Source organism: Pseudoalteromonas sp. BMB (assembly GCF_001709235.1).
GTDB lineage: Bacteria > Pseudomonadota > Gammaproteobacteria > Enterobacterales > Alteromonadaceae > Pseudoalteromonas > Pseudoalteromonas maricaloris.
Map to the genome: position 1 here is coordinate 102,339 of NZ_MBQA01000057.1, position 19,740 is coordinate 122,078.

Annotated in this window: 12 protein-coding genes; all 12 read left to right on the plus strand. The window is 43.1% G+C overall.

Features of this window, described 5'->3' with window-relative positions; all coding sequences use genetic code 11:
- Positions 1 to 54 precede the first annotated feature (54 nt).
- Positions 55 to 2,640, plus strand: a complete 2,586-nt coding sequence (gene pepN / locus BB427_RS04435; RefSeq protein ID WP_069019073.1) for an aminopeptidase N — start codon at positions 55 to 57, stop codon at positions 2,638 to 2,640.
- Complete coding sequence (locus tag BB427_RS04440; protein WP_010604628.1) at positions 2,641 to 2,862, plus strand: DUF2835 domain-containing protein; 222 nt, start codon at positions 2,641 to 2,643, stop codon at positions 2,860 to 2,862.
- A 249-nt stretch (positions 2,863 to 3,111) separates the two neighbouring features.
- Positions 3,112 to 5,211, plus strand: coding sequence for a DUF1302 domain-containing protein (locus BB427_RS04445; protein WP_069019074.1), 2,100 nt, complete (start codon positions 3,112 to 3,114; stop codon positions 5,209 to 5,211).
- An 11-nt stretch (positions 5,212 to 5,222) separates the two neighbouring features.
- Positions 5,223 to 6,590 (plus strand): DUF1329 domain-containing protein, encoded by a 1,368-nt coding sequence (locus BB427_RS04450; RefSeq protein WP_069019075.1) that lies wholly within the window; start codon positions 5,223 to 5,225, stop codon positions 6,588 to 6,590.
- 78 nt (positions 6,591 to 6,668) lie between these two features.
- Entirely contained in the window at positions 6,669 to 7,670 is a 1,002-nt protein-coding gene (locus tag BB427_RS04455; RefSeq protein WP_239359634.1) for a WD40/YVTN/BNR-like repeat-containing protein, read from the plus strand.
- On the plus strand, positions 7,670 to 9,991 hold the full coding sequence (locus BB427_RS04460) for an efflux RND transporter permease subunit (protein WP_069019077.1): 2,322 nt from the start codon (positions 7,670 to 7,672) through the stop codon (positions 9,989 to 9,991). Before BB427_RS04455 ends, BB427_RS04460 begins: the two co-directional genes overlap by 1 nt.
- 211 nt (positions 9,992 to 10,202) lie before the next feature.
- Positions 10,203 to 15,041: an NAD-glutamate dehydrogenase gene (locus BB427_RS04465; RefSeq protein ID WP_039495730.1), complete on the plus strand. Its 4,839-nt coding sequence runs from the start codon at positions 10,203 to 10,205 to the stop codon at positions 15,039 to 15,041.
- 137 nt (positions 15,042 to 15,178) lie between these two features.
- Positions 15,179 to 16,189, plus strand: a complete 1,011-nt coding sequence (pyrD, locus tag BB427_RS04470) for a quinone-dependent dihydroorotate dehydrogenase (protein ID WP_069019078.1) — start codon at positions 15,179 to 15,181, stop codon at positions 16,187 to 16,189.
- A gap of 121 nt (positions 16,190 to 16,310) precedes the next feature.
- On the plus strand, positions 16,311 to 16,838 hold the full coding sequence (locus tag BB427_RS04475) for a cell division protein ZapC domain-containing protein (protein WP_081489945.1): 528 nt from the start codon (positions 16,311 to 16,313) through the stop codon (positions 16,836 to 16,838).
- 90 nt (positions 16,839 to 16,928) lie between these two features.
- On the plus strand, positions 16,929 to 17,312 hold the full coding sequence (locus BB427_RS04480) for a zf-TFIIB domain-containing protein (protein ID WP_069019079.1): 384 nt from the start codon (positions 16,929 to 16,931) through the stop codon (positions 17,310 to 17,312).
- 92 nt (positions 17,313 to 17,404) lie between these two features.
- Positions 17,405 to 19,516 (plus strand): bifunctional 23S rRNA (guanine(2069)-N(7))-methyltransferase RlmK/23S rRNA (guanine(2445)-N(2))-methyltransferase RlmL, encoded by a 2,112-nt coding sequence (gene rlmKL / locus BB427_RS04485; protein WP_069019080.1) that lies wholly within the window; start codon positions 17,405 to 17,407, stop codon positions 19,514 to 19,516.
- A complete protein-coding gene (locus tag BB427_RS04490) occupies positions 19,509 to 19,739 on the plus strand; it encodes a glutaredoxin family protein (protein WP_045989052.1) in 231 nt (76 codons plus the stop codon). The genes rlmKL and BB427_RS04490 overlap by 8 nt, the downstream gene beginning before the upstream one ends.
- Position 19,740: the final 1 nt, after the last annotated feature.

Sequence of the window (19,740 nt, forward strand, 5' to 3'; positions counted from 1 at the left end):
TCAAATTTGTTTTATCACTCGCCCCTTTTTGGGGCGTTTTTGTAAGGACTATATATGACTCAAAAACCACAAGCCAAATTTCTTAAAGATTACCTTGCACCAAGCCATACCGTTGATACGCTTTGCTTGACCTTTGAGTTAAGCCCAAGAAATACCATAGTGACTGCCGTAAGTCAGTTTGTCGCGGTGGGCAATGCGACACAATTAATATTGGATGGTGTCGACTTAGAGTTAGCATCTTGTCAGGTAAATGGTGAAGAGTGGCAAAGCCTTGAAAAATCTGACTCTGAATTGATTCTTTCTAACTTGCCGAAGGCCTTTGAGCTCAAAATTGTCACTAAAATTTCGCCGCAAACAAACACCTCACTTGAAGGTTTATACCTCTCTGACGGCGCTTATTGTACGCAATGTGAAGCGGAAGGTTTTAGAAAAATCACCTACTTTATGGATAGACCTGATGTACTGACGACTTATACGGTGACGATCATCGGTGAGTCAAAGTATCGTTACTTATTATCAAATGGCAATAAAGTTGAAGAAGGGAGCTTAAGTGACGGCAGACATTTTGCAAAATGGCACGACCCACACAAAAAACCAAGCTATTTGTTTGCCTTGGTTGCCGGCGATTTTGACGTATTAGAAGACAATTACAGCACAAAGTCGGGTAGAGAGGTGAAGTTGGCGCTATTTGTCGATAAAGGCAATTTACATAAAGCTCCCCATGCTATGACGTCACTAAAAAAGGCCATGGAGTGGGATGAGTCAAGGTTTGATTTGGAATATGATCTCGATATATACATGATTGTCGCGGTTGATTTTTTCAATATGGGTGCAATGGAAAACAAGGGTCTGAATGTTTTTAATAGTGCCTGTGTGTTGGCAAGCCAAGAGACTGCGACAGACCGAGACTTTCACACCATTGAATCGATAGTTGGACATGAATACTTCCATAACTGGACTGGAAACCGGGTTACTTGCCGTGATTGGTTTCAGCTTAGTTTAAAAGAAGGCCTAACTGTATTTAGAGATCAGGAGTTTAGCAGCGATCTAGGTTCTCGAGGCCTAAACCGTATCGACGCAGTAATGGCGATGCGTACGCATCAGTTTGCAGAAGACGCGGGACCAATGGCACATCCGATAAGGCCACAGCAAGTTATTGAAATGAATAACTTCTATACCGTAACTGTTTATAACAAAGGCGCTGAAGTGATCCGCATGATGCATACCTTATTGGGGGAAGCAAACTTCCAAAAAGGGATGAAACTCTACTTTGAGCGTCATGACGGACAAGCAGTGACGTGCGATGATTTCGTTAATGCAATGATGGATGCTTCTGGTGTTGATTTAACGCAATTTAAACTATGGTACGAGCAATTTGGTACGCCAAGAGTAAAAGTGGCTACCGAGTATGACAAACAGGCACAAACATATTCAATTACGGTGAGCCAAAGCCATGCTGATGGCGACCCCGTAAAAGTGCCACTGCATATTCCTTTTAAGTTAGAGCTTTTGGATGAGCAAGGTGAAAGCATTCCGTTGCTAACAAAGCACGGAGAAATACAACGAGCGTTAGATATTACTGAATTTGAACAGCGGTTTGAGTTTGAGCAAGTTGTAAGTAAACCCGTTCCTGTATTACTAGAAGATTTCTCAGCGCCTGTGCTTATGGAGTACAGCTATACCATTGATGAGTTACTACACATATTGCGTTTTGCGCGTAGTGATTACGCTCGTTGGGAAGCAATGCAGCAAATCTTTATGATTGAAGTTAAACGAGCGGTTACGTCAGACGATTTCAAATTGGATCCAAAAGTCCTCGATGCGTTGTCCGCATTGGTGGAAACATTAGATGGAGACCTTGCGCTATTGGCTGAGTTATTGACTTTACCAACGTTTGATACGCTAGCTAGCCAATTTGAAATTATCCCAGTAGACAAACTCGTTTCAATTTCCGATGCATTTGAAATGCAAATTGCGCAATCACTTCAATCGGTGTTTGAACACGCTTATTTGTCTTTGCAAGACTCAGGCTCATTAGAAGCAAAGGATGTCGCGATCAGAGCCTTTAAAAATAAAGCGCTTTATTACTTAGCGAAAACAGATTCCGATAGTGTTGAGAGCGCGCTAGATAATCAATTTTCTTCAAGCAATATGACCACTAAGTTGGCATCATTAAAAGCAGCCGTCGCCGCGCAGCATACAAAGATGGAAAGCTTGTTCAGTCAATTTGATAGTCAATGGCGGCACGATAGTCTAGTCATGGACAAATGGTTTGCATTAAGTGCAAGCTTATCTAATGATGAGGTGATATCGAATATAAATACGCTTTATGCGCATCCTTGTTTTGACAAAGGCAATCCTAACCGTGTTCGCGCATTGATAGGAAGTTTCGCAAGAAGTAACCCCGCGCAATTCCATCGTACAGATGGTAAGGGCTATGCGTTATTGGGAGACCTATTAGTGGAGCTAAACAACATCAATCCACAAAATGCGTCTCGTATGATCACGCCGTTCATGTCATGGAAGCGTTATGATGAAACGCGCCAACAACTGATGCGGGCACAATTGAGTCGTTTGGCTAACTTAGAAGGCTTAAGCGACGACTTATATGAGAAGGTAGAGAAGGCGCTAGCGCAGTAGATGAAAGAGTACTTCTTTTACATGGATTTGAGCTACGACAAGTGCCTCGGTTACTACTACGGGCACTATACTTCAGTGCAAGTGATTGAAGATGGGGGGAAGAGTATCCGCTTCCCCGCAGAGCGTATTCGCCCCTTTATTTCATCAATTGGGATCAGGGGGAGATTTCGTCTCATCTTGGATGATAGCAATAAGTTTCTATCGTTAGAAAAAGTCACTTAATCGAAGTAGAACTGCAAAACATATTTTATTTTTGTTAAATGAGTTTGTTATAAGCTTGAAATACGTGTTATAAATTATCTGGTAGGACGTCTTACCAAGAGTAAAATACGCCCCTAGAGGCGAAAAAGCGTTGATTTAGTTGAGCAGTATTTGTATTTTCGCGGTTTCGCTTCTATCGTTTAGACAACAAAAAACAATAACTCTAAGAGCTTAAGCTCTAGACATGACCCGCCAAAAGGGGGAGAAATAATGATAAAAAGATCGCTCTTTGTGAAAAACAAAATCATGCTCGGTCTTAGCGCGGCAGTAATGGGAGCTGCCGCCACGTCAGTACACGCGGCCAGTTTTGAGGTTGGTGATTTCGAAATTACCTTCGATTCGACTTTTTCTTATGGTCAAAGCATTCGCGTTGAAGATCGTAACTTTGATTTCATCGGTAAAAGTAATCATCCACAGTTTAACTGGGATGGTTATAAAGCAACCACTGGCAATACCATCTATTCTTCGTCACAGATCTGGTCACAACAGGGTGCCTATTCAAATAATGGTGATGCTGGTAACCTAAATTTTGACTCTGGAGATACTTTCTCTCAGTTGTTAAAAGGTACCCATGATTTAGCAATTACCAAAGATAACTATGGTTTGTTCACTCGTTTCATGTATTTCTACGACTTTGCGATGGAAGATGGGGATTTTGCGTATAGCAACCCTGTTTCAGGCAAAAAAGTTGACCCGTGTGAAGACGACGATACCAGAAAACAAGTCTGTTCTGATTTACGCTTGCTAGATGCATTTGTTTGGGCGGATTTTGACCTGAATGATGGTAAAAACCCGCTCTCCGTGCGTTTAGGTCAACAAGTAGTTAACTGGGGTGAAAGTACGCTTATTTCCCATGGCATTAACGTCAACCCAGTGGATATTGACCGTTTGAAAGCACCAGGCTCTGAAGTAAAAGAAGCCTTTATCCCTGTAGGTATGCTTTGGGCGTCGGTGGTATTATCTGAGAACGTAAACTTAGAGGGCTTCTACCAATATCAATGGCATGAAACCAGATTGCCAGCGACGGGTAGTTACTTCTCAACCAATGATTTTGCATCTGAAAATGGTTATATGCAAAATGTACAGCTTGGTTTTACTTCAAACCCTGATATCGATTTGTATCACCTCACTGACGCATTAAACAGTTTATATGCTGATGCAACAGCTGCATTGGTTGCTCAAGGCGTCGTGCCGACAGCTGAAGCAGTAGGCAGCGCTGCAGCGTCCATGTATATGGCTTATCCAACTAAAGTGGCGCTTAAAGGAAAAGGAAATAACGGTAAGAGCGAACCTGATGATGGTGGTCAGTACGGTTTACGCTTAGGTATTTTCTCTCCAGAGCTAAACGACACTGAATTTGGTTTGTATTACATTAATTACCACAGCCGTAGACCTCTGATTTCCGGTAAAGCTTCTAACTTTACAGGGCAAGCGATCATGGCTGATTTAGCTTACATCGCACAAAATCAAATTACCGCAGACAATGTCACTAACCTAAATGCCTTTACTCAAGCGCAAATTACCTACCCAGAAGACATCAAGCTGTATGGTTTAAGTTTTAATACTGCGATTGGTGAAACCGCATTTGCTGGTGAAGTGGCATATAGACAAGATGAGCCACTACAGATAGATGACGTTGAACTACTTTACGCAGGTATGGTTGAGCAGTTAGCCGCTGCGGGTCTGCGTGATGATTTGGCTGGTTTATCTCAGCTTAGTCAAGGGGACGATGTTGCTTATGTGGGCCCTGGTGAAGTCGCGCAAGGTTATATTTTGCGAGACACTATTCAAGCACAGTTTACTGCAACACATTTGTTTGGACCATCGCTAGGCGCAGATAGCTGGGCAGTGGTTGGTGAAGTCGGTGCTGTTACCATCAAAGACATGCCAGAGTACGATGAACTTCGTTTGAATGTTTCAGGTACTGGCCGAAGTGGCACGATTGAGGGGCTTTCTGGCCGAGATTACAATCTTATCCATCAAGCGGTTTCAAATGGTCCAGAGACCAACCCATTCCCATCGGCTTCTGCATGGGGCTATCGCCTTATTGCTAAGGGTGAGTATAACAACCTATTCAGTGGTGTGAATTTTTCTCCACGTGTAGTGTTCTCACATGATGTTAACGGTATCACCCCGGATCCTATGTTCTTGTTCATTGAGGATCGTAAATCGCTAGGCATTAATCTTAACTTTAACTACCTAAATTCGTGGTCATTTGATTTTGGCTATAACACGTTTTGGGGTGGTGGTAAGACGAATACCTTTGCGGACCGTGATTTCATCTCATTCAACATTAAGTATTCAATTTAAGGGCTTTCGATATGTTTAGAAAACCTACATTTATCGCAGCAACAATAATTACAATGCTGTCTGCCAGCAGCGCTATGGCTAAGATGAGCGCTGACGAAGTTGCACGTTTAGGTAAAGACTTGACGCCTGTCGGTGCAGAGAAAGCGGGTAATGCTGATGGCAGTATTCCGGCTTGGAATGGTGGGATCACAGCGCCTCCAGCTGGTTATGAAGTGGGCATGCACCATCCAGATCCATTTGCTGATGACAAAGTATTGTTCACAATTGATAAATCAAATTTAGATAAATACAAGTCGTTGCTAAGCCCAGGTCAAATTGCACTATTTGAAACGTATCCAGAAACGTTCAAAATGAACATTTACCCAACTAGACGCAGCGCGTCTTATCCGCAGTTTGTGTACGATGCAACAAAGAAATACGCATCTACAGCAGAGCTTATCGAAGGTGGTAACGGCATTAAAAATACCGCTATCGGTATCCCGTTTCCAGTGCCAAAAGATGGCTTAGAAGCTATCTGGAACCACCTATTGCGTTTCCGTGGCTTGTCGATTGCACGTTACGGCGGTCAAGCGATGCCTACGGAGTCAGGTGCTTACAACATTATCGGTTTCGATGAGCAATTATTGGTTAAGTACTCTGCAACAGATGCAACCCCTGAAGCATTGCAAGAGTCAAATATCCTGTTTAAGTTTAAGCAGCAAGTGACAGAACCTGCACGTCTTGCTGGAACTGCATTGCTTGTACATGAAACAATGGACCAAATTTTGACACCTCGTCAGGCTTGGACATATAACGCTGGCCAGCGTCGTGTAAGACGTGCGCCAAACGTTGCATATGATGCACCAGGAACTGCGTCAGATAGCTTACGTACAACAGATGACTTTGATATGTTTAACGGCTCTCCAAACCGTTATGATTGGAAACTTGTTGGCAAAAAAGAGATGTATATCCCTTACAACAGTTACAAACTACATAGCGACAAGTTGAAGTATGATGATATCTTGATGGCCGGTCATATTAACCCAGAACACGTACGTTACGAAAAGCACCGCGTATGGGTAGTTGAAGCTAACCTGAAAGAAGGTACTCGCCATATTTACAAAAAGCGTGTGTTCTATATTGATGAAGATAGCTGGCAAATCCACGTAACGGACATCTATGATAACCGTGACCAGATGTATCGCGTTGCGATGGCACATGGCCTTAATTACTACGAAGTGCCGACGCATTGGAGTACGTTGGATGTCTATCATGATCTAAACTCCCGTCGCTACCTTGCGATTGGGTTAGATAACGAAGAAGACATGTATGACTTCAGTCAGTCTTTCAACGATAACGAGTTTACTCAGGGTGCGCTGCGCCGTGAGGGTCGCCGTTAATCAAATATTATCAGGCTGAAGCAACCTCGCTTCAGCCTTCTTCCTCCTTTCCTCTCACAACTCGAGTGTTTTCTCATGATGAAGAAGTTAGTAGCAGCCTCGATTTTAACTATGGCGCATGTAGCAGTAGCCGAAAGTAGTGATCAGATTTCAGCAAAATCAGCCCTGATGGTCGCTCACCCAGAACAAACGCTTTTCACAGATATTACAGATAACGGTGATGCGTTAATTGCGGTAGGTAAACACGGCACAATAATTATTAAACAAGAAGGGCAAAACTGGACGCAGGCAGAGGTGCCAATTCAATCACTGTTAACCTCTGTGACATTCAAAGGCAAAGATATTGGTTGGGCTTGTGGCCACGACGCTAGCATAATCAAAACCACAGATGGTGGCAAAACATGGGCGCTAAAACAATATCTACCAACATTGGAAAAGCCTTGTCTTGATATTGAGTTTATTGACCAACAACACGGCTTTGCTGTGGGCGCTTATGGCATGTTTTTTGAAACCACTGATGGTGGTGAGTCTTGGACAAAACGTTTTATCAGTGAATTTGTTCACCCCGATGATGTCGACTACTTAGCCGATTTAAAAGAGCAAGACCCCGCGGCATACGAACAAGAAACGGCGTTTATTCTTCCCCATTTTAATCGCCTGTTAATCGCCGAAGGCATGATGTACCTTGCCGGTGAAATGGGACTTGTGGCACAAAGTGATGACTTAGGAAAAACATGGCAAAAATTTGAGCCTTTTTATCGCGGTTCATTTTTTGCTGTTGATCAAACCTCAGATAACCAACTTATTGTTGCGGGCCTTAGGGGTAACGCATTTATTGGTAATGCACAGCAAGTCGTGCAACTTGATACTCAAAAAACGGCGACAATAAATAGTATTGCCCACAAAGATAATGTGACCTATATGTTTGCTAACAGCGGCGTAATATTCACGTTGAAAGCAGGTAAGCTAACCTCAAAACAACTAAAAAACGGCCACTCTATTTTAGCAGGTGTGGTTAAAAAGAATCAGCTAATTCTAGCGACGGAGCAGGGGATTGCTGAGGTAGAGGTGAACAACTAATGCAAGCGTTTTTAAATCAATTGGTATACGCCATCTTTAGGCATCGTCTTACCGTCGTGTCTTTTTTCGTACTGACGACGATATTTTTGGGCTTCAAAGCCACACAAATTCAGCTCGATGCCTCATTTAACAAAAATATTCCACTAAATCATGAATACATGAAAGTGTACTTGAAGCACGAAAAACAGTTTGGTGGTGCAAATAGTATTCTTATTTCCGTTTGTGATAAAGATGGTGACATCTTTAATGAGCCATTTTTCACTCAGCTAAAGGCGGTGCATGATCAGCTCTATTTTATCCCAGGTGTTAATCGTCCACTGGTGAATTCAATCTTTGCACCCAGTGCGAGATTCGTTGAGGTGGTAGAGGACGGCTTTGCCGGTGGACCTATTATTCCCGCTAATTTTCAACCTACTGAACAAGGCCTAGCGGTTGTAAAGCAGAACATTGAAAAAGCAAAAGTTGTGGGTCGTATGGTTGCAAGCGACTATTCTTGTGCCATGGTAACCGCTCAGCTAATGGAAACCGATCCGCAAACTCAAGAAAAGCTTGATACCTTAGCCTTTGCGCAAAAACTAGAGTCTGAGATCCGAGCGCCTCTTAGCACTGACAAAGTGAGCATACATATTATTGGCTTTGCGAAAATGGCCGGTGACATTGCTGATGGTGCGAAAGGTGTAGTGCTTTTCTTTGCGTTAGCAATTGCTTTTACCTTTATTATGGTCTGGATGTTCTGTAAGAGCTTTAAGCTTACGCTGCTTCCGATTGTTTGTTCATTTATTGCTGTGATTTGGCAGATGGGCTTACTCAGTACTTTGGGTTTTGGTGTTGATCCCATGTCTATTTTGGTGCCTTTCTTAGTCTTCGCTATTGGCGTGAGTCACGGTGTGCAAATGATCAACGCGATAGGTAAAAAAGTAGGGGAAGGGGTAAGCTGCAAAGTGGCTGCTGAAGCGAGCTTTAAAGCATTACTTATCCCAGGTGGCATTGCTCTACTTTCGGACACCGTTGGCTTCTTAACTTTACTGGCAATCGACATCGGCATTATTCGTGAACTTGCTATTACTGCCAGTTTAGGGGTTGCGGTTATTATCTTTACCAACTTGGTACTGCTTCCTGTAATGGCATCGTTTTTTGAGTCTGCAAATATTAAGCGACTTGGTGATGGTAAAAACGCCAGCCATGGTATGTTTGAGGCAATGCGAGAGGCCTTGGTGAAAACCACAGACAAAAAAGTGGCCAGAGTGATTTTACTTATCAGTGCAGTACTATTCGCATTTGGCTACTGGCAATCTGAAAAAATGCGTATTGGTGATTTACATGCTGGTGCACCGGCGCTACATGAAGATGCCAGATACAACCAAGACACTTTCCTTATCTCAGACCGTTATGCCATTTCTTCTGATATCTTAAAGGTCATTGTAGAAGCGACACCTGCGGCTTGTACTGAGCACGATACAATGGAGCGTATTAGTCGCTTCCAATGGCGAGTAGAAAACTTACCGAGTGTACAATCGGCTGTTTCTTTAAGCTCCGTTGCACAAGCGGTTAATGCTGGGTACAACGAAGGTAACTTAAAGTGGCAGACGTTACCAAGAAATACCGCTTCTCTAGTTCAAGCTACCTCTCGAGTGGAGACCAGCTCAGGGCTACTTAACGGTGATTGTTCGGTGATGCCTATTATCATCTTTATGGCAGATCATAAGGCCGAATCTATCGACCATGTGATTGCGAAGATAAAAGCGTTCTCAGAAGAAGAGGGAACTGATGACGTTGCCTTTAAATTAGCATCAGGTCCAATCGGTGTGATGGCGGCAACAAATGAATCCGTTTCCGAGGCACAGGTTCCTATGATGATCTACGTGTACGGTGCGGTGATTCTATTGTGCCTAGCGAGCTTTAGGAGCGTGCGAGCGACTATCGCAGTGGTACTACCTTTATATGTGGTATCAACGCTGGCTCAGGCGCTTATGGTGCAGCTTGAAATCGGTTTAACGGTATCGACGCTACCGGTAATTGCTTTGGGTGTGGGAATAGGTGTCGATTACGGCATTTATATTCTATCCTCTATGATGGGACAGCTTAAGCAAGGTATGCCATTGTCGGTTGCCTATCGAAATGCGCTTGCTGAACGAGGCAGTGCGGTACTGTTTACTGGTATCACATTGGCGATTGGCGTAAGCACATGGATTTTCTCTGCGCTTAAGTTCCAGGTTGATATGGGTATCCTTTTAACCTTCATGTTCTTGGTAAATATGCTGGGTGCTGTGCTGCTTTTACCGGCAATTGGAACGCTTATCTGGTCTGACCAGAAAAAATAATGTGAATAATTGTGCTCCTTTTTATTTGGTATTGGCGATTTATATCTATTTTTTGTGAATAGATGAGCAAACAGCTGAAAAGCTTGAAATGTTTTCGTCAAAAAGGCTGTTTATTAGCGTCAGAAAGGTTAGAATTTACCTGACTCCACGCTAATAAATGGCTGTACAAATAATCTACCGTTCAAAGGTGGTATAGATTAAGGAACACATAATGACACAAAATGAAGGCACAGCTTCTGTTATCCTAGATAACGTCTGCAAGCTTATCCATAAAAAAGTCCATGCTGACAAAGTGTCACTTGTCGAAACGTTTGCCAAAACCTTGTACAGCAATATGTCTAAAGAGGATTTGGCACATCGTAACGACAGTGACTTATACGGCGCAGCATTGAGCCTTTGGAATGCCCTTGATAAAAACAAGTCTGACGATGCCGTCATTCGCGTTTTTAATCCTGAGGTTGCAAAGGATGGATGGCAATCATCGCATACGATTGTCGAGATAATCGCTAAAGATATGCCGTTTTTGGTTGATTCAGTGCGCATGGCGATGAATCGCAAAAACATAGTCTCTCACCTATTACTTCATTCTCCACTTAAGTTACAAAGAAACGATGCTGGTGCAATCACCGCGGTTTCTAACTTAAAAGCAGAACAAGAATCTACGTCTACTAAGACCGTATTTTTTATCGAAATCGACAGGCAAACAGATGATTCGGTGATCGCTGATTTTACAGCTGAGCTTGAATCTGTCTTAAATGATGTTTCTGTTGCGGTTGCTGATTGGCTACCAATTCGCGATAAATTGGTGAGCGTAAGTAAAGAGCTGCCGACCCGTCATTATAGTTGTTCGAAAGAAGAAGTTGCTGAAGCCGTCGAGTTTTTAGACTGGCTGGTTAGCGACAACTTTACCTTTATGGGCTACCGCCAATATGATTTGACTCCAGTTCAAGGTGACTATGAACTGAAGCCAGTTGAAGGCACAAGTCTAGGCCTGATGAAAAACTCAGGTGATGACCACAGTCGTTTATTGTCTGAACTGCCTGAAGTTGCGCGCAAAGAAGCACGCAGTAACAACTTGTTGATCTTAACTAAGACAAATTCACTTTCACGCGTTCATAGACCCGCGTATATCGACTATGTTGGTATCAAGCGTTTTGATGATGAAGGTAACGTGATTGGTGAAGACCGTTTCATTGGCTTGTTCTCTTCTAGCTTCTACAACAACAGTGCGGTAGATGTTCCGGTACTTAAGAGTAAAATTAACCGTATCATGGAGCAATGTGACTTTGCCAAAGGCACACATGCATACAAGGCGGTACTCAACATTCTTGAAACCTATCCACGTGATGAGTTAGTACAGGCACGCGAAAGCGAGCTACTTGAAGTGGCAATGGGCGTTCTACAAACTCAAGAGCGTGACATGTGTCGCTTATTTGTGCGTAAGGATGTGTATGGTCGTTTCTTCTCTTGTATGGTTTATGTGCCAAGAGAGAGATACAACACAGCGTTACGCCGTGAAACTCAACAACTGCTAGGCCGTGCATTTAAGTCTAGCGACAAAGTAGAGTTCACCACCTTTTTCTCTGAATCAACACTAGCGCGTACGCATTACATCGTGCGTGTTGATGACAACAACATAGATTACAACGTGAAAGAAATCGAAAATAACTTGGTAGAAGCCGCTCGTACTTGGGAAGACAAGCTACAATCTGCACTTCTTGAAAGAACGGGGGAGTCTCGTGGTAACGAGTTAAACCGTAAATATACGAATGCCTTCCAGTCTGCTTATAAAGACCAAGTGTTGCCAAGCGCAGCAGTCGTAGACATCGAAAAGCTAGAGCAACTAAACGACGACAACAAACTTGAGATGCTATTCTACAGACCTCAGGAAGAAGCAACGTCACAACTTGTTCGTTTGAGCCTGTTCCATAAAGCAGAGCCTATTCACTTATCAGACGTGATGCCAATGCTTGAGAACTTTGGCCTACGTGTTATTGGTGAAACACCATACGCGGTGAAGACGACTGATGGTCAAGTAAACTGGATCATGGATTTCTCTATGCTTATCGACAGCAAAGGGATCACTGATTTTGACAAAGTATCAGCACGTTTCCGTGCGGCATTGACTAATGTGTGGAATAACCGCCTAGAAAACGATGGTTTCAACCGTTTAGTGTTATTAGGTGGTCTAACTGGTCGTGAAGCATCTATCCTACGCGCATATGCTAAATACATGCGCCAAATTGGTGTGACGTTCTCGCAGTCTTACATCGAGAATACATTTGACCGCTACCCGCACATTGCAGCGATGATCGTTGATCTATTCGTGAAGAAGTTTGCACCGAAGAAAGTTGCCACTGAAAAGGCACTTCAGAAGGTTGTTGATGCTATCTACCTAGAGCTTGAAAACGTAGCGAATCTAGATGATGACCGTATCATTCGTCTGTACGTTGATATGATCAATGCAACGCTGCGTACTAACTTCTATCAAAAAGAAGCTGATGGCACGAATAAGTCGTACACGTCATTCAAGATCCAGCCAAGCGCAGTGCCAGATATGCCATTGCCATTACCAGCGTTTGAAATCTTCGTATACTCTCCACGCGTAGAAGGTGTTCACCTACGTGGTGGTAAAGTGGCTCGTGGTGGTCTACGTTGGTCAGACCGTCGCGAAGATTTCCGCACAGAAGTACTTGGCCTAGTTAAAGCACAGCAGGTTAAGAATACGGTTATCGTCCCTGTGGGTTCTAAAGGCGGCTTTGTTTGTAAACAACTTCCAACTGAACGTGAAGCGTTCTTCAAAGAAGGCCAAGAGTGTTACAAGATCTTCATCCGTGGTCTACTAGACATCACAGATAACATCGTACATGGTGACATTGTGCCGCCGGTGGATGTTGTACGTCACGACGAAGACGACCCATACCTAGTTGTTGCAGCGGACAAAGGGACTGCGACTTTCTCTGATATCGCAAATGGTATCGCTGAGTCTTATAACTTCTGGCTTGGTGACGCTTTCGCGTCAGGTGGTTCAGTTGGTTACGACCACAAGAAGATGGGTATTACTGCTAAAGGCGGTTGGGAATCGGTTAAGCGTCACTTCCGTGAAATGGACGTTGACTGTCAAACAACTGATTTCACAGCGGTTGGTATCGGTGACATGGGTGGTGACGTATTTGGTAACGGGATGCTGCTATCTAAGCACATTCGTTTACAAGCGGCATTTAACCACATGCACATCTTTATCGATCCAAACCCAGATGCGGCAAGCTCGTATGTAGAGCGTGAGCGTCTATTTAATCTGCCACGTTCAAGCTGGGAAGATTATAATAAGGATCTAATTTCTGAGGGCGGTGGTATTTTCTCTCGTGCAGCGAAAGCAATTACGCTAAGCGCTGAAATGAAGAAGATGATAGGCACTAAGAAATCGAGCATGACACCAAACGAGTTGATCAAAGCATTGTTGAAGATGCCAGTTGATTTACTGTGGAATGGTGGTATCGGTACTTACATCAAGTCTAAATCTGAAACTGACGCTGAAGTAGGCGACCGTGCAAACGACGCGCTACGTATCAACGGTGGTGAGCTTGGTGCGAAGATCTTTGGTGAAGGTGGTAACTTAGGTGCTACTCAGCTGGGTCGTATCGAATTTGCATCAAACGGCGGTCGTATCAACACTGACTTTATCGACAACGTAGGTGGTGTTGCCTGTTCGGATAATGAAGTTAATATCAAGATCCTACTTAACGGCCTAGTTGCTGAAGGTGAATTGACGAATAAGCAGCGTAACGAATTACTGTATTCAATGACTGATGAAGTATCAGAATTGGTACTGAAAGATTGTTACCGTCAAACGCACACGCTTTCGGTTACTAAGTCTAAAGGTCCAGCGACGCTGAAAGAGAAAGTACGCTTTATCCATGCACTTGAAAAAGACGGCAAGCTAAATCGTGCAATCGAATTCTTACCAACTGATGAAGAGCTAGCAGAGCGTGCGGCGGCAGGTAAAGACCTAACGCGTCCTGAGCTATCTGTATTGGTTTCTTACTCTAAAATGGTATTAAAAGAGACATTGGTTGTTGATGAGATCTCAGAAAATCCATACTACCGTCAGTTGCTAGTGAACTCATTCCCAGCACCGCTGCGCGAGCGCTTCAATGCTGCGATGGATAATCACCCGCTCCGTAAAGAGATCATTGCAACGAAACTTGCAAACAATATCGTTAACGACATGGGTCTAAACTTCATGGTTCGTATGCACGAAGAGACAGGTGCAACGGATGCAGAAATTGCGGTTTGCTACTCAATTGCAAGTGCAATTTTTGAAATGAAGGAAACGTGGTCAGCGATTTCTGCGCTAGATAATAAGATCCCAGCGGCAGTTCAAACGGAAATGCTATATCAATTACGTCGTACGGTTCGCCGTGCAACGCGTTGGTTCTTGCGTCACCGTGACAAGTCTCAAACTATCGAGCAAACCATCGCGTTCTTTGCACCTACATTTAAAGATTTAAGTGCAAATCTACACAACTACATGGTTGCAAATGAAAGCGAGCAGATCGTTGATAAAGCACGTGACCTTGAATCTCAAGGTGTACCAGCTGAGATTGCACTGCGTATCGTGTCACTTTCAAGCTTGTTCTCGGTTATGGACTTAGCGGAAGTTGCACATAGCTCAGGTCGTAAGATCGGTGTTGTGTCTAATACTTACTTCACGCTTGGTGCAAACATGGGTCTACATTGGTTCCTTGACCAAATCACGGCTCAACCTGTTGCAAATCATTGGCAGGCGCTTGCTCGTGCTTCATATCGTGAAGAGCTGGATTGGCAACAGCGTTCGTTGTCAGAGGTTGTGTTAAACAGCTTTGCTGGTGATGACAGTGATATCAATGAACAGATTGAACAGTGGATGGATAAGCAAGCAGGCTTACTACACCGTTGGCAGCAAATGCTAACTGAGTTTAAGACGTCGCAAAGCCATGACTTTGCTAAGTTCTCAGTTGCACTTCGTGAGCTAATGTTACTAAGCCATAACTGCGATACTTCCAAATAATCTAGAAATCGCTACAATACCCCAGCTTTGACTGGGGTATTTTTTTGTCTAAAGCCATTGGCATAATCCATTTAGCTAAAGTTACGCTTGGGTAATTTTAGCTAAGTTGATTACGTTACCAATACTGAGGAGCTACCATGTTTTACGATCTTGCGCGTCGTTTTATGTTTAATAAAGATGCGGAGTGGGCACACGATTTTGCCCTAAACAACCTGCGCCGCTTTGCGAATACGCCAATGAGCCTTGCATGGTCTCAATCAGTTCAAGACAAACCGGTTAATTTTCTAGGGTTAGAGTTTAAAAATCCAGTTGGGTTGGCTGCCGGTCTTGATAAAAATGCCGAGTGTATCGAAGCATTTGCACAAATGGGTTTTGGTTTTATTGAAGTAGGGACTGTCACGCCAAGACCACAAGCGGGTAACGACAAGCCTCGGATCTTTCGTCTACCTGAAGCAAATGCGATTATTAATCGCATGGGATTCAATAACAAGGGCGTTGATTACCTAGTCAACAACGTAAAAGCAGCAAAATACGATGGGATCCTTGGGATCAACATTGGTAAAAATAAAGATACACCGAATGAGCAAGGTAAAGATGACTACATTCACTGTATGAGAAAAGTATTTGAGCATGCCTCATATATCACCGTGAATATCTCTTCACCAAATACACCGGGTCTGAGAGATCTACAATATGGCGAGGCGCTAGATGATCTATTGCAAAGCCTGAAAAATGAACAGATGGATCTGATCGCCAAGCATAACAAGTCAGTGCCTATGTTGGTAAAGATCGCACCAGATGTTGATGGCGTTCAGTTAACCCAGATCGCAGAATCGTTAGTTAATAATCGTATCGATGGTGTTATTGCAACTAATACAACATTAGCCCGTAATGCGGTAGAAAACCTAGAGCACGGTAATGAAGCAGGCGGTTTGTCTGGAAGGCCTGTTCGTGAAAAATCGACGCATGTTGTCAGCGAATTGAAGCGTATTACCGACGGTAAGCTACCAATCATCGGTGTAGGTGGTATTGACAGTGCGGAATCTGCAAAAGAGAAACTTTCAGCTGGTGCAGATTTAGTACAAGTCTACACAGGCTTTATTTATGAAGGGCCAGCGCTTGTTAAAAAGATCGTTTCGTCCTTATAAGGATCGGTCATATAACCAAATGATCCAAAACAAAACGTTATTATAAAAAATTTCATCATTGCGTTTTTCGCGTTATACTCCCACTTACTAGTTGAGCTAATTGGTTGGTGGGAGAGAAGTTTTGCAAGCTTCAAAAGAGTGGCAATGGATCCGCTGCACAGAAAGGAACAGGTTGTTAATTGATTTGGGTGACGAGCTTCAGCTTTGCACGCCTTTTCGTTTGCGCCACCTTACTGAAGACTCAACCGCTAATCCCAATTTTAGTCTCAGCGAAGCTGAATTTTATCAGAGTGTATTTTCCTACCTTTGCGGTTTTGGTGTTTGGAATGAGCCCAGATGCTGCCAAATCGCTTTAAATGCAACTGCGGCAAAATTTCACTTACAACCGATGCAAGCAAAGAGCTGGTTTTTTAAGCCATACTTTGGTGGTGAACCTGTGAGTGAGGCGGTTGTGTGTTTAAATTCCAAGTTAAGCCGCGGCGAGTTTCTAATTATCGAGCATGATGGTCAATCAAGTCTTTGTTTAAGCCTGAACGAGCAATTTATTCTTGATGAGGGAATAGAGCTTGAACAATTTCAAGCGATAAAAGTACTGAACGATCGGTTAGCACCTCTTGTGTTAACACACCGAGTTCATCAAAGCGCATAGCCAAGTTCATCCTATCGTTTTATTGACCAGCAATTATTTCCTATATTAATCTGTACCTAATTTGAGTTGTTTGCTGATCTAGGGAACAGAATGCGCTGCCTCTGCGATAAAACATTAAAACTAACTTATGCCGACGCTGAAGGACATTGCGGTTATCAATGTCAGTCATGCGGTGCCATTTGGCTGCCGCGCAAATTTATTGATTCCATTAAACATACTTATCACTTTAGTTATATCGATTTTATTGCAAAGCGGTCGTTGGTTGAGCGTGACGTTTTACAATTATGCCCTGATGATGGTCATACACTTAAAGACTATACGCTCTTTGAAGCTAGTTTTAGTGAGTGCGGGTGCTGTGGTGGCGTGTGGTTTGAAAAAGGGGAGCTCCATAACTTACTGCAAAATTACCAAAGCAGGAACTCGAACATTAGCGCGCTAGATAAGTTAGATTTTCTGAACTTGCTAAATTTTTAACGTAATTTATCCCCATACAACCAAGCTCAACTAATAACTAACGATAACTTGTGTGTTATACTGCGCCCAGTTGAAATTTAAGGGTATTCAAATTGCAATTTATCGCATTGACATCTATTGGTGTAGAGCAGTTACTGGTTGAAGAATTAACCGAGTTTGGTTTTGAAATAAACAAGCAAACCGTTGGTTCAGTTAAGTTCACAGGCGCTAATCTAGACGTGCAAAAGTTCTGTATGATGACACGATTTGCAACGCGCGTGATGTTGCTTATCGATGACAAACCAGAAGTGAATGACAAAGATTCTCTCTACAAGTTTGTTCGTTTTCAGGCATGGCAAGATTGGTTTAGTCCAAAGCAGACCTTTGCAGTAGAGTTTAATGGTACGAATAATGCGCTTAAAAATACGCAATTCTCTGGTCTGGTGGTTAAGGATGGGATCGTTGACTATTTCAATGACCTGTTTGAACAACGTCCAGATGTTGACAAACAGACACCTGATATTCGCATCATAGCGAAATTATCTAAGCAAGGCTGTGCGCTATATATCGATTTTTCGGGACCTCGCTTATCTGATAGAGGTTATCGTGACAAACAAGGTAAAGCGCCAATTCGTGAACATTTAGCGGCAGCGCTGGTTAAACGTAGCGGCTGGCTTGAAGATACCAATAAGCCGCTTTTTGACCCTTGCTGTGGTTCTGGCACGTTATTGATTGAAGCGGCTTCTATGGCGCTTGGTTTACCGACTAACCTTAATAAAGATTTTGCCTTTAAACGCCTGCCGAGTTTTCGTGAAAGTAAGTTCACCGAGCTTAAAGCACAATTAAATGTACAACCAGAACAAAAGAGCTTATGGCTGATCGGTAGTGATATCGATGAACGTGTGCTGTCAATTGCCGAGCGTAATGCCAAGCGCGCAGGCGTTGAGTCACATATTAAGTTCAAGTTTGAAGATGCCAATCAGCTTAGCCTTGCTGCTAAACGTCCCGGTACTGTGCTGAGCAACTTGCCTTATGGTGAACGTCTAGGTGGTATGGCTGAAATTATTACGCTATATCGCAATATGGGGATCGCCTTTAAAAAGCACTATAAAGACTGGAATTTGGCGTTACTTGCAAGTGAAGAAAGCCTATTAAAAGTGCTAAAACTAGCGCGTAAAAAATCTTATAAATTCAAAAATGGCCCGCTCGACGTGCTGCTTAACTTGTATGAAATGAATGAAATGCAGGTACAGCAAAATAAACAGAGCAGTGGGCTTAATTTTGAAGGCTCGACTGCATTTGGCAACCGTTTGAAGAAAAACCTGCAAGGCTTAAAATCTTGGCTGAAAAAAGAGGACGTTAACGCGTATCGTGTTTATGACGCGGATATTCCTGAGTACAATGTTGCGGTTGATGTATATAACGACAACGCAGTCATCTTTGAATACAAAGCGCCAAAAGAAATTGACGATAGCGTTGCGCAAAAACGTTTGCAAGACGTGATCACACTGACCGCCGAGCAGCTGAATATCGACCCGCTAAACATCGCGGTAAAAGTAAGAAAGCGCCAAAAAGGTCAAGAGCAATACAAGGCCCTGGACAAGCAAAACCGCACTGAGGTAGTAGAAGAGTACGGTGCTAAGTTCAAGGTTAACCTATTTGATTATCTTGATACAGGTCTATTCCTAGACCACCGCTTAGCCCGCAAGTTTATTCAGCAACATTCGAAAGATAAGCGGGTGTTGAATCTATTTGCATACACAGGTAGTGCTTCTGTGCACGCCGCAGTTGGCGGTGCTAAATCTGTTACCACGGTAGATATGTCAAAGACCTATCTAAAATGGGCTGAAGAAAACTTTGAGCTAAATGGTTTGAAGAATCCACGTTTCAGATTTGAGCAAGCGGATTGCTTAAAATGGCTTGAAAGAGCAGTTGGCCAATATGATTTGATATTCTTAGACCCACCAACATTCTCTAACTCTAAACGTATGTCTGACGCATTTGACGTACAAAGAGATCATTTAAAACTATTTGGTTGGGTAAAGAAGATATTAGCTCCGAATGGTGTACTGCTGTTTTCTAACAACAAACGCGGATTTAAAATCGATGAAATAGGACTTGCGGCACTTGGCCTAACCGCTGAGGAATACTCATCACAAACTTTGTCTTTGGATTTTAAGCGTAACAAGCAAATTCACAACAGCTGGTTGATCCGTCATGATTAAATGTACCTTATTCCACACCGATGGTTGTCATCTTTGTGAAGAAGCGTTGGCGATGTTAATTCAATTTTTGCCTGAAGCCGAAATTGAACTAGTCGATATCGTCGATAGTGAAGAGACGATGACGGAATATCAATATAGAATTCCAGTGATTAAAAAAGGCGAGACAGGTCAGGAACTTGGCTGGCCTTTTACTCAACAACAACTACAAGAATTTATAGACTAAT

Excerpts from the sequence above, each read along its gene's own strand:
- pyrD (WP_069019078.1), top strand. The coding sequence starts at position 15,179 with ATGTTTTACGATCTTGCGCGTCGTTTTATGTTTAATAAAGATGCGGAG.
- BB427_RS04480 (WP_069019079.1), top strand. The coding sequence starts at position 16,929 with ATGCGCTGCCTCTGCGATAAAACATTAAAACTAACTTATGCCGACGCT.
- BB427_RS04455 (WP_239359634.1), top strand. The coding sequence starts at position 6,669 with ATGAAGAAGTTAGTAGCAGCCTCGATTTTAACTATGGCGCATGTAGCA.
- BB427_RS04490 (WP_045989052.1), top strand. The coding sequence starts at position 19,509 with ATGATTAAATGTACCTTATTCCACACCGATGGTTGTCATCTTTGTGAA.
- BB427_RS04450 (WP_069019075.1), top strand. The coding sequence starts at position 5,223 with ATGTTTAGAAAACCTACATTTATCGCAGCAACAATAATTACAATGCTG.
- BB427_RS04440 (WP_010604628.1), top strand. The coding sequence starts at position 2,641 with ATGAAAGAGTACTTCTTTTACATGGATTTGAGCTACGACAAGTGCCTC.
- pepN (WP_069019073.1), top strand. The coding sequence starts at position 55 with ATGACTCAAAAACCACAAGCCAAATTTCTTAAAGATTACCTTGCACCA.
- BB427_RS04465 (WP_039495730.1), top strand. The coding sequence starts at position 10,203 with ATGACACAAAATGAAGGCACAGCTTCTGTTATCCTAGATAACGTCTGC.
- BB427_RS04445 (WP_069019074.1), top strand. The coding sequence starts at position 3,112 with ATGATAAAAAGATCGCTCTTTGTGAAAAACAAAATCATGCTCGGTCTT.
- BB427_RS04460 (WP_069019077.1), top strand. The coding sequence starts at position 7,670 with ATGCAAGCGTTTTTAAATCAATTGGTATACGCCATCTTTAGGCATCGT.